The sequence below is a fragment of the Novosphingobium sp. genome, assembly GCF_965228995.1.
Classification (GTDB): domain Bacteria; phylum Pseudomonadota; class Alphaproteobacteria; order Sphingomonadales; family Sphingomonadaceae; genus Novosphingobium.
In genome coordinates this window covers 777,389-791,451 of sequence record NZ_OZ245852.1, presented here as the reverse complement: position 1 = coordinate 791,451, position 14,063 = coordinate 777,389, and the positions used below count along the sequence as shown (strand labels likewise).

Genomic DNA, 14,063 nt, shown 5'->3' with positions numbered 1-14,063 from the left:
CCGTTCAGTGCGCGCGAGTGAAGCGGATCAATGCGCCTCTTTCGGCGTCTCCATGATCTCGGTCAGCACCCCGCCCATGTCCTTGGGGTGGACGAAGAAGATCAGCGTCCCATGCGCGCCGATGCGCGGTTCACCCAGCACGCGCTTGCCCAGTGCCTCGAACGCCGCCTTGGCTGCGTGAATGTCCGGCACTTCATAGCACATGTGGTGCTGCCCACCCGCCGGGTTCTTGGCGAGGAACGCGGCGATCCCGGCATTGCCCGGCAGCGGCTCGATCAGCTCGATCTGCGTGCCGTTGAGCGCACCATCTGCGCCGGGTGTATCGACGAAGCACACCTTCACACCCTGCTCGGGCAGGTCGAACGGCTCGTGGATCTTGGTCGCGCCCATCACGTCGCGCCAGAACACAATGCTGTCCGCAATCGAAGGCGTCGCAACGCCGATGTGGTTGAGCCGTCCGAGTTTCATCTTCAAACCCTCTCGATCACCATGGCGATACCCTGACCGCCGCCGATGCACATCGTGATCAGGCCATACTGGCCCCCGGTGCGCTGCAACTCGTAAGCCGCCTTGATCGTCAGGATCGCGCCTGTTGCGCCAATCGGATGGCCGAGCGAAATGCCCGAGCCGTTGACGTTGGTCTTGGCCGGATCGAAGCCCAGCTCCTTGGCCACGCCGCAAGCCTGCGCCGCGAATGCCTCGTTGCTTTCGATCACGTCGATCTGGTCGAGCGTCAGCCCCGCGCGCTTCAGCGCCACTGGCACGGCCTTCACCGGGCCGAGACCCATCACGGAGGGCTCCACGCCCGCATGGCCCCACGCCAGAATCTTGGCGATAGGCTTCAGGCCATGCTCGGCCACCGCTTCGCCGCTCGCCAGCACGACCGCGCCCGCGCCGTCGTTGATGCCGCTGGCATTGCCTGCCGTCACGGTGCCATCCTTCTTGAACACCGGACGCAGCCCCGCCATCCCCTCAAGGCTGGCATCGGCGCGGAAATGCTCGTCGGTGTCGAACACGGTCGTGCCCTTGCGGGTCTTGATCTCGACCGGGACGATCTGCTCCTTGAAATAGCCCGCAGCCGTCGCGGCAGCAGCGCGGCGGTGGCTTTCGACCGCCAGCGCATCCTGCGCCTCACGCGTGATCTGGTGCTGCTCGGCGATGTTCTCCGCCGTCACGCCCATATGGATGTTCTCGAACGGATCGTGGAGCGCGCCGAGCATGACATCCATCATGATCTGATCGCCCATCTTCTGGCCGCTCCGCGCTGTCAGCACCATATGCGGCGCATTCGACATGACCTCGCAGCCTCCGCCGATGGCGATCTGCTGCTCGCCCAGCGCAATGCCCTGCGCCGCCGAGACAATCGCCTGCAGGCCCGAACCGCAGAGCCGGTTCACGTTCATCGCCGGGCTTTCGATGGGAACCCCAGCATTCACCGCCGCGACGCGGCTGACATAGGCGTCCTTCGGCTGCGTCGGCACGACAGTGCCGATCACCACGTTCTCGACCTTGTCCGCGCTGATCCCCGCGCGGGCAATCGCCTCCTTGATCACAATGGTGCCCAGATCCGCCGGACGGAACGAAGCGAGGCTGCCGCCGAACGTACCAATGGCCGTGCGCGCGCCGGAAACGATGAAGATGTCAGTCATACCTACTTGTTCCTCTTGAAGCGATCCCAGAAACTGGGCTTCGGCGCGGCGCTTTGAGCCTTCATAGCTTCCCGCCATCTGTTCCAATTGGCCAATTGCTCTTCTACCGTTGTGACTGCGTCGATCGGAGCAGGGTCAAAAGTATTCAAGTTTGGCGGACCTTCTGGCGGGATCGGATACAAGACAAATCCCCGTCCCATGTCCCTGCACATGCCTGACGGATAAGCATCGCGCCGGGCACCGTTGCACAATGCTCTCCATCCATCGCGCTCAATCTCTTTGCGCATCAGCTCGAGTGCATGAAATGCATCTCGACCGTGCCAGATTGATTTGCCAAGCGTGGAACTTTCAGACCGCATTACAACCGTATGCGGTCCCACTTCGAAGTCCAAGCGACAGGCCTCTGCTCCTCCGTCGGAATCGACTATTGTGATTGTTATGGTTTCAGGGTGTGGCATGCTCACAGCGGGATATTGTCGTGCTTCTTCCAGGGGTTCTCGAGGCTCTTGTTCCGCAGTTTCCGCAGCCCCAGCGCAATGCGCCGCCGCGTCGAATGCGGATGGATCACCTCATCGACGAAGCCCTTACTCGCCGCCACGAACGGGTTGGCGAAGCGGTCCTCGTATTCCCTGGTCTTCACCGCCTGCTCTTCGGGCGAGAGGCCGCGGAAGATGATCTCCACCGCGCCCTTCGCGCCCATCACCGCGATTTCGGCGGTCGGCCAGGCGTAGTTGAGATCGCCGCGCAAGTGCTTGGAAGCCATCACGTCATAGGCGCCGCCATAGGCCTTGCGCGTGATCACGGTGATCTTGGGCACGGTTGCCTCGGCATAGGCGAACAGCAGCTTGGCGCCGTGTTTGATGATGCCGCCCAGTTCCTGCGCGGTGCCCGGCAGGAAGCCCGGCACGTCGACGAACGTCACGATCGGAATTTCGAAGGCATCGCAGAAGCGCACGAACCGCGCGGCCTTCTTGGAGGAATTGATATCGAGCACGCCCGCCAGCACCATCGGCTGATTTGCAACCACGCCCACGGTCTTGCCCTCGATCCGCCCGAAGCCGCAGATGATGTTCGCGGCATGCTTGGGCTGGATCTCGAAGAACTCGCCCTCGTCGAGCGTCTTGGCGATCACCTCGTGCATGTCATAGGGCTGGTTGGCTGAAGCCGGGATGATCGTGTCGAGGCTCGGCTCCAGCCGGTCCCACGCATCTGCCGTCGGCCGCTCGGGCACGCCGGAGCGGTTGGTCAGCGGCAGGTAATCGAAGAACTCGCGCGCCATCAGCAGCGCTTCGATATCGTTCTCGCACGCAAGGTCGGCCACAGACGTCTTGGTCGAATGCGTCACCGCGCCGCCCAGCTCTTCCTGCGTGACGATCTCGTTGGTCACCGTCTTCACCACATCCGGCCCGGTGACGAACATGTAGGAGCTGTCCTTCACCATGAAGATGAAGTCGGTCATCGCGGGGGAATAGACCGCGCCGCCCGCGCAGGGGCCCATGATGAGGCTGAGCTGTGGCACCACGCCCGAGGCGAGCACATTGCGCTGGAAAATCTCGGCATAGCCGCCAAGGCTGGCCACGCCTTCCTGAATGCGCGCGCCGCCGCTGTCGTTGATGCCGATTACTGGCGCGCCGACTTTCAGCGCGGTGTCCATGATCTTGCAGATCTTCATCGCGTGCCGTTCAGACACCGCACCGCCGAACACGGTGAAGTCCTGCGAAAACACATAGACCAGTCGGCCATTGATCGTGCCCGAACCGGTCACCACGCCGTCACCCGGCACGGTCTGCTCGGGCATCCCGAAATCGACGCAGTTGTGTTCGACGTAAGCGTCGGTTTCTTCGAAGCTGCCTTCATCCAGCAGGATATCCAGCCGCTCACGCGCGGTCAGCTTGCCCTTGGCGTGCTGGGCATCGATGCGGCGCTGGCCGCCCCCCATACGAGCCGCCTCGCGGCGCTTTTCCATCTCGGCAATATTGGCTGACATTCAGGAAACCCCGGATTCAGGAAAGGATGGCCTGCGCGGATGCCGCATCGCAACAGCGCTGTCCAATGCAATTCAGCAAAGTTGCAAAGCTTCACTTTGCAAACTACGCTGATGAAACTTGGATTCCTCCCAACCCCGCTCACCCTGAGCCTGTCGAAGGGTGCTGGCGCGACAGTGGCTCATGATGCTTCGACAAGCTCAGCATGAACGGGCGCGGGAATTGATCAGGACGTAGCGCAAACCCATGGCAAACCGCCGCATCTTTGCAGGACAGGCCCTGCGCACGCTGCGCAACCGGCGCGGCCTCCGCCAGTCAGAGATGGCCTCGGCGCTCGGCATCAGCGCGCCCTATCTCTCGCAGCTCGAAACCGATGAGCGCCACCTGACGCCTGCGCTGGCCGAACGCCTGCGCGCGGCCTTCCCGATCGACTGGGCCGATTTTGCGCCGCCCGATGCCGATGCCCTAGCGGAATCGCTGCGCGATGCCCTTGCCGATCCACAATTGCCCGGCGCGATCCCCGCAGAACAGGTCGAGCGCCTCGCCCGCCAGTTCCCCATGTTCGCGGAGAGCTTCGTGGCTCTCCACGGCTTGTTCGCCAAGGGCCGCCAGCGCCTCGAAATGCTCGACGAAGCCATCGGCGCGGACCTTGGCGGCTCTGAAATTGCCGGCGGCCGCCTGCCGTGGGAGGAAGTGCGCGATTGGTTCCACCTCGCCAACAACTATGTCGACCGCATCGACCGCGATGCCGAAGCCCTCGCCCACCAGATCGCCGGGGACGAGGCCAGCCCGCGCATTCGCACCATGCAGCAATGGCTGCGCCGGGAAGGCGTCACCATCGAATGGGCAAGCGGTGCCGCGCTCCGCCGCTTCGATGCCGCGCGGCGCCACTTGCAGCTCGATTCCGCGCAGCCCAACGAGTCGAGCCGCTTCCAGCTCGCCTACCAGGTTGCCGCGCTCGCGCTGTCCGGCCAGATCGCCGAGATCGTCGCTTCCGCACCGCTGCAGACCGAAGCCGCGCGCCACCTCCTCACTGTCGGCCTCGGCAACTATGCCGCCGGCGCGTTGCTCATGCCCTACGAACGCTTCCGCAGCGCCGCGCGCACGCTGCGCCACGATATCGACCGCCTGCGCCAGCTGTTCCACGTCAGCTTCGAGCAGTGCTGCCACCGCCTCTCCACGCTGCAGCGCCCGCAAGCGCGCGGCATCCCGGTGTTCTTCGCCCGCGTCGACATGGCCGGCAACATCACCAAGCGCCACTCCGCAACACGCCTCCAGTTCGGCCGCTTCGGCGGCGCGTGTCCGCTGTGGATCGTCCACGAAGCGGTCGCCATCCCCGACCGCATTCACGTCCAGCTCGCCGAAATGCCCGATGCAGTCCGCTATGTCTCGATCGCCAAGGGCCTCGTGAAGCCCAGCGGCAGCTACTACCGCCAACCCCGCCGCTACGCCGTGGTGCTGGGCTGCGAGGCCGCCCTCGCCGACGAATTCGTCTACGCCGACGGCCTCAACCTGACCAATGAGGACGCCGTCACCCGCATCGGCATCAGCTGCCGCATCTGCCCCCGAGACACCTGCGACCAGCGCGCCTTTCCCCCCAGCGACAAGGCCATCGCGGTCGATCCCAGCCAGCGCGATCTGGTGCCCTACCGGATCGTGGAGGGGTAACCGCTACCCCTCCGTCAGCGCTGCGCGCTGCCACCTCCCCTGTTCGGGGAGGATCTGCATCACTCCTGCCCCCGCACCCGCACCACGATCTCCACGACCGCCCACACCAGTGCGATGATGCCGATGTAGAACAGGAAGAACGGGATCAGGTTCGTCACCGGAGCCGCAAATTTCAAACCCCTGCTATCCTTGAACAGCGCGTCGAACAGCGAGGCGATGGGGAAGCACCATGCCGTCAGCACCAGCATCCGCGCGATGCGCCGCGCTGTTTGCACCGGCAGCGCCATGGCTGGTTGCAGCGCAGCCACCAGCCACAGCATCAGCCCGTTCAGCACGCCTTCCATGTGGGTCATGCGCCAGGCCTTGTCGCTGCCCGGCAGTTGCAGCGCGATCTTGCCCGGGATCGGCCAGAGCTCGATGCTGCCGATCAGGTAGAACACGAAGCCGAACCCCGCGACAAAGCCCAGCAGCATGACAAAGCCGCCCTGCACGATCAGCATCCGCTGCACCGGGCGCAGTTCCAAACCGTCCATCGTCAACTCCTCCTCAGAACGGCACCGGCATTGCGGCGCTAGTCGTATCGATCAGCGCCATCGGCGCGCCGCGCTCTCCCGCGTACGCATGCGCATGCGCCGCAATCCACTCCCGCACCCATGGATGGTCCTTCACTGCGCGCGGATCGTGCCCCGGGACCATGGCGCGCAGCAGGGCGGGGACCGTCCCCACGAGGAACCGCGCCGCCCACCACCACACGCGCAGCCGCGAGGCTGGCTGCCGCCAGCGCCCGTCCTTCAGCAGCAGGGCGCGGTAGCACTTGCGGCTCCATCGGATCACGTCGAGCGAGCCATGCATCACGCCGAACGCGCGCCGCCAGTACCCCGGCGAGACCGCCTGATAGACATCATGCGCCACCAGCTTGTGCTCGGTCTCCTCGACCATGTGCCACAGGATGAATGAGGTAACGCCCGCATCCGCACCGCGAAACAGCTTGGTCCGGTTGCCGACCAACCACTCGGTGAGCCCCAAGGTCATGGCCTCGAAGCCCGCGGCATAGGCCAGCTGCACCGCCAGCGGACGCTGCAGGAGCTGCGCATAAGCCTGCGCCATTTCCGCTTCGATCCCCGCGAGCGCCTCATAGCCCTGCGCGAGGATCACATCGTTGAAGCGCCGGTGCGTGCGGTAGTGCTGCGTCTCCTGCATGCAAAAGTCGCGCGCCTCGCGCCGCACAGCGGGATCCGCGATCAGCTTTGCCGCCTCCCCAAGCGTGGCGACGAGGAACGGCTCCAGATGCGGCATCACGAACGAGGCCCCGTTGATCATTTGCGCGAGTTCGGGCGCGTGGGGGATCCAGTGCGCCGGCGTGTCATCGGCAAATGCGAAGGCGCCCTGCCGCACGGTGATCGGCGTGATCTCGCCCGCCTTGCTCTCCACGCTCATCGCCCACACCCCCGGCCTCGCTCCATAACAGCGTTATACCCCTAGTGTTCGCCCATACAAGCGCTCATGCAATCAACCATGCCGAATCGCCGTTCCTCCGTGGCCGAACCACCCCGCGAAGACCTCGCCGCCCGCCTCCTTGAAGAAGCCGAGGCACTGGTGCGGCGCGACGGGCCTGACGGCATTGCCCTGCGCGAACTGGCCCGAGCCTGCGGCTCCTCGACCATGGCGATCTACACGCTCTACGGCGGCAAGCCCGGCCTCATGCAGGCGCTCTACGCGGTCGGCTTCGCGCGGCTCCACGCCTATGCGCTGTCTGCCGAGCACCGTGAGGCTCCCTTGCGCTGGATGGTGCGGCAGATGCTCGCTTACCGCCGCTTCGCGCTCGAACACACCGGGCTGTACCGGCTCATGTTCGGCGGGGAGAAACGCTTCGCCCCCACCGGCCGCCACAGCAGCTTCACCTCGCTTGCCGTGCCGGTCGAGGATGCCTACCCCGCCTTCGCCGCGCTGGTCGATGCGGTCGGCACCTGCCTCGCACACCACCGGGCAGCCGCGCCGGAACCGGCCGAAGTGCAGGACCTCGCCTTCCTTGTCTGGGGCCAGATGCACGGCCTCGTCGGCCTCGAGATCGCAGGATACGCCGATCCGGCTGACGCACTCGCCCGCTATCAGTCCGCCGTGCGCTTCATCTGCAGCCACTGCGGCGCCGATCCGGCCGAAGTGAACGCCGAACTGGCGGCAGCGGGCTGACCCCCACACCACCACCGGCGAGCCCCAACGAAAAAGGCCGGAGGTTTCCCCCCGGCCCTTTCCTCAAACCAAAGACCGAAAACCTCAGCCCTTCAGCACTTCTGCCAGCGTCTCGCCCAGCAGGCTCGGCGAAGGCGAAACGCGGATGCCCGCAGCTTCCATCGCCGCGATCTTGCTTTCCGCATCGCCCTTGCCGCCCGAAACGATCGCACCGGCGTGGCCCATGCGGCGGCCCGGAGGCGCCGAGCGGCCCGCGATGAAGCCGGCCATCGGCTTCTTGCGGCCCTTCTTCGCCTCGTCGATCAGGAACTGCGCAGCCATTTCCTCAGCGTCGCCGCCGATCTCGCCGATCATGATGATCGACTTGGTCTCGTCGTCCGCCAGGAACAGCTCGAGCACGTCGATGAAGTTGGTGCCGTTCACCGGATCGCCACCGATGCCGACGGCCGTCGTCTGGCCAAGCCCGATGTTCGAGGTCTGGAACACCGCCTCATAGGTCAGCGTGCCCGAGCGCGAGACGACGCCGACCGAACCCTTCTTGAAAATCGAGCCCGGCATGATGCCGATCTTGCATTCGTTCGGGGTCAGCACGCCAGGGCAATTCGGGCCGATCAGGCGCGACTTCGAGCCCTGCAGCGCGCGCTTCACGCGCACCATGTCGAGCACCGGAATACCCTCGGTGATGCAGACGATGAGCTCCATCTGCGCGTCGATCGCTTCGAGGATCGCATCCGCCGCGCCCGGAGGCGGCACGTAGATGCAGCTCGCGGTGGCGCCGGTTGCGGCCTTGGCTTCCGCCACGGTGTCATACTGCGGCAGGCCGATGTGGCTGGTGCCGCCCTTGCCGGGGGTGACGCCCGCGACCATCTGCGTGCCGTAATCAAGTGCGGCCTGCGTGTGGAACGCGCCGGTCTTGCCGGTCATGCCCTGCGTGATGACCTTGGTGGCCTTGTTGACGAGAATGCTCATGGATCAGGAAACCTTCCGGACTTCGGCCACGATCTTCTGCGCGGCATCGCCAAGGTCGTTGGCGGGGACAATGGGGAGACCCGAATTGGCAAGGATGTCCTTGCCCTGCTGCACGTTCGTACCTTCAAGGCGCACGACCAGCGGAACCTGCAGGTTCACTTCCTTCGCCGCCGCGACGATGCCGTCGGCGATGATGTCGCACTTCATGATGCCGCCGAAGATGTTGACGAGAATGCCCTTCACCGCCGGATCCGAAAGGATCAGCTTGAACGCCGCAGTCACCTTCTCGGTCGTCGCGCCGCCGCCCACGTCGAGGAAGTTGGCGGGAAATTCGCCGTTGAGCTTGATGATGTCCATCGTCGCCATGGCCAGCCCTGCGCCGTTGACCATGCAGCCGATGTTGCCATCGAGCTTGATGTAGGCGAGGTCATACTTGCTCGCTTCGATCTCCGCCGGATCCTCCTCGGTCTCGTCGCGCAGCGCGACGACATCGGGGTGGCGATAGAGCGCGTTCGAGTCGAAGCTCATCTTGGTGTCGAGGACGAGCAGATTGCCGTCTTTCGTTTCGACCAGCGGATTGATCTCCAGCATGTCGCAATCAAGCGCCATGAACGCGGCATAGAGCTGGCTCGCGATCTTGGCGGCCTGCTTGTTGAGCTCACCCGTCAGCTTCAGCGCATAGCCCACGGCGCGGCCGTGGTGCGGCATGAAACCCTGCGCGGGATCGACAGTGATCGTGGCAATCTTTTCAGGGGTCGAGTGCGCCACCTCTTCGATGTCCATGCCGCCTTCGGTCGAGACGATCATGGCGACGCGGCCAGTGCCCCGGTCCACCACCATCGAGAGGTAGTATTCCTTGGCGATATCGACGCCGTCGGTCACGTAAAGCCGGTTGACCTGCTTGCCCGCGGGGCCGGTCTGCACCGTCACCAGCGTGTTGCCGAGCATTTCCTTGGCGAACGCCTCGACTTCCTCGACCGACTTCGCCAGCCGCACGCCGCCCTTGGCATCGGGGCCGAGTTCCTTGAACTTGCCCTTGCCGCGCCCGCCCGCGTGGATCTGCGCCTTCACCACATAAAGCGGCCCGGGCAGCTGCTTCGCGGCGGCAACCGCTTCTTCCACGGTCAGGGCAGCAATGCCCGCCGGAATGCCGACGCCGAACCGGCTGAGCAATTCCTTGGCCTGATATTCATGAACGTTCATGCGTGATCCCCGCAAAGAGAGAATGAGAGCAAGCGGTTTGAACCCGGCTAGTCGCGCTGCCTTAAGCACACGACTAAGGGCTTGAAAAGGGTTCGCACACCCCATTTCCGCCTGCATGGATGCATTATCGACCTGCACGGCCGAATACGAATGCATGGCCGGGTCGCCGCGCCCCGCGCCACTTGCGCTCAGGGCCCCAAACCCGCATCGCGGGAAGCAATGATCGACTTCGACCGCTTCCGCCACATCATGGCCGAAGCCGGACGCCTGGCCCTCGCCAGCTGGCCCGGCCACGGCCACGCGCTCGATGTGTGGGACAAGTCTCCGAACAACCCGGTCAGTGCCGCCGATCTCGCCGTTGATGCCTACCTCAAGCAGGAACTCGGCGCGCTGCTTCCCTCCGCTGGCTGGCTTTCCGAGGAAACGGCCGACGATCCCGCCCGCCTCGACAAGGGCCTGTGCTGGCTCGTCGACCCCATCGATGGCACGCGCGATTTCGTCCGCGGCCGCCCCGGCTGGGCCATCTCCGTCGCGCTCATTTCCGAAGGCCGCCCCCTCATCGGCGCACTCGACGCCCCCGCGCGCGGCGAATACTGGCAAGCCATCGCCGGGCAAGGGGCCACCCGCAACGACCTCCCCCTCACCGCCAGCAACCGCCTTGAACTCACCGGCGCCCGCGTCCCCGCCGACGCCCTGCCCCGCGTCGACCACGACCTCGTACTCGTCGACAAGCCCAATTCGATCGCGCTTCGCATCGCCATGGTCGCTGCCAATGAAGCCGATCTCCTCGCCACGCTGCGCTGGGGCTACGAATGGGACATCGGCGCGGCCGCGCTGATCGCGCGAGAGGCAGGCGCGGCGGTGAGCGACGCGTTCGGCGCGCCGCTCGCCTACAACAAACGTGATCCTCGCGCGTTCGGGCTGCTCGCAGCTGCGCCCGCAATCCACGCGGCGGCGGTGGACCGGCTGGCGGAGCGCGCGAGCCGGATGGCTTAGGAAGAGGCCTTCGGTGGGCAAGGGCCATCTCCCTGCCCGCCGAAGGCACAAAAGCAATCCTAAGCCGCCTCGAACTCTTCCGTATCGATCGTCGCCTGCATCACCGGGCCATAGCGGTGCCCCGCCACGGTCTGGTGATTGACCAGCGCATCCACCTCGGCCACCAGCGCCGCCGAAGGTTCCCATTCCCACCGCGCGATATTCTCGGCCAAGTGATCCTGCCGCGATGTGCCCGGGATCGCCACGACATGCGGACCGCGCGCCAGCACCCAGCCAAGCGCCAGTTGCGCCGCCGTCACACCCTCACGCGCCGCCAAGGCTGAAAACGCCTCGGCCAGCGAAAGGTTGTGCGCCCAGTTCTCACCCTGGAAGCGCGGCATGTTCGGCCGGATATCACCCTTGGGCATTGCCGCCGGATCGGGCCGCTCGTCCACCAGCAGGCCCCGGCACACCGGCGAGAACGCGACGAAGGTGATGCCAAGCTCGCGGCAGGTCTCCAGCACCGCGATTTCGGGATTGCGCGTCATCGGCGAATATTCGGTCTGCAGCGCGGCGATGGGATGCTCGGCATGCGCGCGGCGCACCGTCTCGGCAGACATTTCCGAAAGACCGATCCCGCCGATCTTCCCTTCACGCACCAGATCACCCAGCGCGCCGACCGATTCCTCGATGGGCACGGTGAAATCGCGGCGATGCAGGTAATAGAGATCGATGTGATCTGTCTTGAGCAGACGCAACGACGTTTCGAGAGCGCCGCGAATCGTATCGGGCTTGCAATCGATCCGCCGGGCCTTGCCGTCGACAATGATGCCGGTCTTGCTGGCAAGGAAGAAGCGGTTCCGCTGGCCCGAAAGCGCCTCGCCGATCAGCGTCTCGTTGTGGCCATCGCCATAGATCCGCGCGGTATCGAGGTGGTCGTAGCCAAGATCGAGTGCGCGGGCGAGCAGGCTCTTGCCATCCTCGTCGGAGGGCGGGGTGCCATAGGCCCAGCTCAGCGACATGCAGCCAAGGCCGATGGGGTTGGTTTCGCGACCGGCAATCGTGCGGCGGGTGAAAGTCATCGAAGCGCTCCTTTGGATGGAGCGATGCCAGCCGGGTCAACGTGGCGTCAACCCGGCTGGAGTGCACTATTTCACTCTATCACTGCCCTTGGCGTGCGCGGGCAACGTCATCCTGCGTCACCGGCACGATCTTGATTTCCACGCGGCGGTTGGCCGAACGGCCTTCCTCGGTGGCGTTCGAGGCAACCGGCTGCGTTTCGCCGAAGCCCTGGCTGCGCAGGCGGCCCGGGTTCACCCCGCGCGAGGAGAGATAATCTGCCACGGCCCGCGCGCGGTTTTCAGAAAGCGTCTGGTTGTAAGCGCTCGAACCGGTCGAATCGGTGAAGCCGTAAACGTCGATCAGCGAATCCGGATACTGCACCAGGCTCTGCGCCACCTTGTCGAGCGTGTCGCGGAAGCCGGGCTTGATCACCGTGCTGTCGGTATCGAAAGTCACGCCGTTGGGCAGGTTGACGAGGATCGCCTTGCCGCCGTCGACCGGGCTCACGTCCACGCCGGTGCCTGCGGTCTGCTCGCGCAGCTGCTTGATCTGCTTGTCATACGTGTAGCCGACCGCTGCGCCGGCGACGCCGCCGATGCCCGCACCGATGATGCGCCCGGTGCCGCCGCCGATCAGGCCGCCCAGCAGCAGACCCGCCAGCGCGCCGCCGCCCGCACCGATCGCGGTGCGCGAAACTTTCTGCTGACCTGTGTTAGGATCGGTCACGCAGGCCGAGAGGCTGACGAGCGAAACAGCGCAAAGGCTGGATACAAGAACGCGCCGGATTTTCATGGTACTTCCCCTGTGAACGGACTCTCCCGAGAGTGTCCCTTTAAGTGAACGACTGCCGCCTCTTGCGGTTCCGGCCCGTCTATTCGCCTTACCATCCTGAACGCCAGCCGAATAGCAGGCCTTCATGCGGCACCGCAAATCTGCTAGCGCCTTTGCTGTGACCCCTTATCCTTGGCCAGACGCCTTCATCATCCTTGGGCTGGTCCTTCTCAACGCCCTGTTTTCCATGACGGAACTGGCGATTGTCTCGGCACGTCCCGCCCGTCTGAAAGTCGCGGCCGAAGCTGGCAGCAAGGGCGCGAAACTGGCGCTCGAACTCGCGGGCGATCCCGGCAAGCTCCTTTCCACCGCTCAGATCGGCATCACTTTGATCGGCATCGTCGCCGGTGCCTACTCCGGCGCCAGCCTCGGCGGGCCGACCGGCGAGCGGCTTGCCGCGCTCGGCCTGCCCGGCGAATGGGCTCCTATCGTTGGCTTCGTGCTGGTGATCGCGATCACCACCTTCCTCAGCCTCGTCGTCGGAGAACTGGTGCCCAAGCAGCTTGCCCTGCGCGCGGCTGAGCCGATTGCCATCGTCGCCGCCGCGCCGATGCAGTTGATGGCCCGCGTCACCGCCCCGTTCGTGTGGACGCTCGACAGCTCCTCCTCGCTGCTGCTCCGCCTGTTCGGCGTGAACCGCACCAAGGAGCAGGACGTCACTGCCGAAGAACTCCACATGATCTTCGCCGAGGCGACCCGCTCCGGCGTGATCGAGGAAGACGAGCGCGCGCTGATGACCGGGATCATGCGCCTCGCGGACCGCCCCGTGCGCGAAGTGATGACCCCGCGCACCGAACTCCACTGGATCGAGCGCCGCGCCCCCGAAACAGACCTGCGCGCCGCAATTGCCGACAGCCCGCACTCGCTCCTCCTCGTTGCAGACGGTTCGGTCGACAACGTGGTCGGCGTGGTCAAGGTCCGCGATGTGCTCTCGGTCCTCCTGCGCGGCCGCAAGGTCATGCTCACGCGGCTGATGAAGAAGCCCGCGATCGTGCCCGACCAGCTGGATACGATGGACGCGCTGCGCGTGATCCAGCTGGCGGAAGTCGCCATCGCGCTCGTCCACGATGAATATGGCCACCTCGAAGGCATCGTCACCCCGGCAGACCTGCTCGATGCCATCGTCGGCAATTTCGTCGCGCATGGTGACGAAGGCGACGGGCCGATGGTGGTGGAACGCGAGGACGGCTCGCTCCTGCTATCGGGCGCGCTACCGGCGGATGCGCTGGCAGACAGGCTCTCTATCGATCTCCCCGAAGACCGCGATTTCGCGACCGCCGCAGGCTTCGCGCTCTCGGTATTGAAGCGCCTGCCATCCGAAGGCGAGCACTTCCACGATCAGGGCTGGCGCTTCGAAGTTGTCGATATGGATGGCCGCAAGATCGACAAGTTGCTGGCCAGCAAGATCAAGCCGGCCCATGTAGCGCCAGTGCTGGACGGCTAAGGCCCGGCTTCTCCCCATTTTCACGAAGTGCAAATGGGGAGGTGGCAGCCTGAAGGGCTGACGGAGGGGTTAGCTACCCCCCACCAC

General features: G+C 65.1%; 13 protein-coding genes. 4 read left to right on the top strand and 9 right to left on the bottom strand.

Annotation, left to right across the window (positions count from 1 at the left end; translation table 11 throughout):
- Positions 1 to 27: 27 nt before the first annotated feature.
- From mce to ACO056_RS03580, 3 genes are all read right to left on the bottom strand, one after another.
- Positions 28 to 468 carry a methylmalonyl-CoA epimerase gene (gene mce / locus ACO056_RS03590; RefSeq protein WP_421851928.1) on the bottom strand — a complete coding sequence of 147 codons (441 nt, stop codon included), beginning with the start codon at positions 466 to 468 and terminating at the stop codon, positions 28 to 30.
- 2 nt (positions 469 to 470) lie between these two features.
- Positions 471 to 1,649, bottom strand: coding sequence for an acetyl-CoA C-acyltransferase family protein (locus ACO056_RS03585; RefSeq protein WP_421851925.1), 1,179 nt, complete (start codon positions 1,647 to 1,649; stop codon positions 471 to 473).
- A gap of 460 nt (positions 1,650 to 2,109) precedes the next feature.
- Positions 2,110 to 3,636: an acyl-CoA carboxylase subunit beta gene (locus ACO056_RS03580; protein WP_421851922.1), complete on the bottom strand. Its 1,527-nt coding sequence runs from the start codon at positions 3,634 to 3,636 to the stop codon at positions 2,110 to 2,112.
- A 244-nt stretch (positions 3,637 to 3,880) separates the two neighbouring features.
- On the opposite strand from ACO056_RS03580, the gene ACO056_RS03575 reads away from it, so the two are divergent.
- Complete coding sequence (locus ACO056_RS03575; RefSeq protein ID WP_421851919.1) at positions 3,881 to 5,302, top strand: helix-turn-helix domain-containing protein; 1,422 nt, start codon at positions 3,881 to 3,883, stop codon at positions 5,300 to 5,302.
- Positions 5,303 to 5,361: 59 nt separating this feature from the next.
- Here the strand turns inward: ACO056_RS03575 and ACO056_RS03570 are convergent, their stop codons facing one another.
- The gene (locus tag ACO056_RS03570; protein WP_421851916.1) at positions 5,362 to 5,835 is read right to left on the bottom strand and encodes a hypothetical protein; all 474 of its coding nucleotides are present in this window, start codon (positions 5,833 to 5,835) and stop codon (positions 5,362 to 5,364) included.
- Positions 5,836 to 5,848: 13 nt separating this feature from the next.
- Positions 5,849 to 6,739: a metal-dependent hydrolase gene (locus ACO056_RS03565; protein WP_421851914.1), complete on the bottom strand. Its 891-nt coding sequence runs from the start codon at positions 6,737 to 6,739 to the stop codon at positions 5,849 to 5,851.
- Between the two features lie 78 nt (positions 6,740 to 6,817).
- Between ACO056_RS03565 and ACO056_RS03560 the strand changes: the two genes are divergently transcribed.
- Positions 6,818 to 7,492 carry a TetR-like C-terminal domain-containing protein gene (locus ACO056_RS03560; RefSeq protein WP_421851911.1) on the top strand — a complete coding sequence of 225 codons (675 nt, stop codon included), beginning with the start codon at positions 6,818 to 6,820 and terminating at the stop codon, positions 7,490 to 7,492.
- 84 nt (positions 7,493 to 7,576) lie between these two features.
- Here ACO056_RS03560 and sucD read toward each other — a convergent pair whose 3' ends face one another.
- Together sucD and sucC are read right to left on the bottom strand one after the other, a co-directional pair.
- Entirely contained in the window at positions 7,577 to 8,461 is an 885-nt protein-coding gene (sucD, locus tag ACO056_RS03555) for a succinate--CoA ligase subunit alpha (RefSeq protein WP_421851908.1), read from the bottom strand.
- Positions 8,462 to 8,464: 3 nt separating this feature from the next.
- Positions 8,465 to 9,664: an ADP-forming succinate--CoA ligase subunit beta gene (gene sucC, locus ACO056_RS03550; RefSeq protein ID WP_421851905.1), complete on the bottom strand. Its 1,200-nt coding sequence runs from the start codon at positions 9,662 to 9,664 to the stop codon at positions 8,465 to 8,467.
- 219 nt (positions 9,665 to 9,883) lie between these two features.
- Between sucC and ACO056_RS03545 the strand changes: the two genes are divergently transcribed.
- Complete coding sequence (locus ACO056_RS03545) at positions 9,884 to 10,660, top strand: 3'(2'),5'-bisphosphate nucleotidase CysQ (protein ID WP_421851902.1); 777 nt, start codon at positions 9,884 to 9,886, stop codon at positions 10,658 to 10,660.
- Between the two features lie 59 nt (positions 10,661 to 10,719).
- Here the strand turns inward: ACO056_RS03545 and ACO056_RS03540 are convergent, their stop codons facing one another.
- On the bottom strand, positions 10,720 to 11,721 hold the full coding sequence (locus tag ACO056_RS03540; protein ID WP_421851899.1) for an aldo/keto reductase: 1,002 nt from the start codon (positions 11,719 to 11,721) through the stop codon (positions 10,720 to 10,722).
- A gap of 79 nt (positions 11,722 to 11,800) precedes the next feature.
- Complete coding sequence (locus tag ACO056_RS03535) at positions 11,801 to 12,493, bottom strand: OmpA family protein (protein ID WP_421851896.1); 693 nt, start codon at positions 12,491 to 12,493, stop codon at positions 11,801 to 11,803.
- Positions 12,494 to 12,650: 157 nt separating this feature from the next.
- Here ACO056_RS03535 and ACO056_RS03530 point away from each other — a divergent pair, with 157 nt between their 5' ends.
- Positions 12,651 to 13,976 (top strand): hemolysin family protein, encoded by a 1,326-nt coding sequence (locus ACO056_RS03530; RefSeq protein ID WP_421851893.1) that lies wholly within the window; start codon positions 12,651 to 12,653, stop codon positions 13,974 to 13,976.
- Positions 13,977 to 14,063 lie beyond the last annotated feature (87 nt).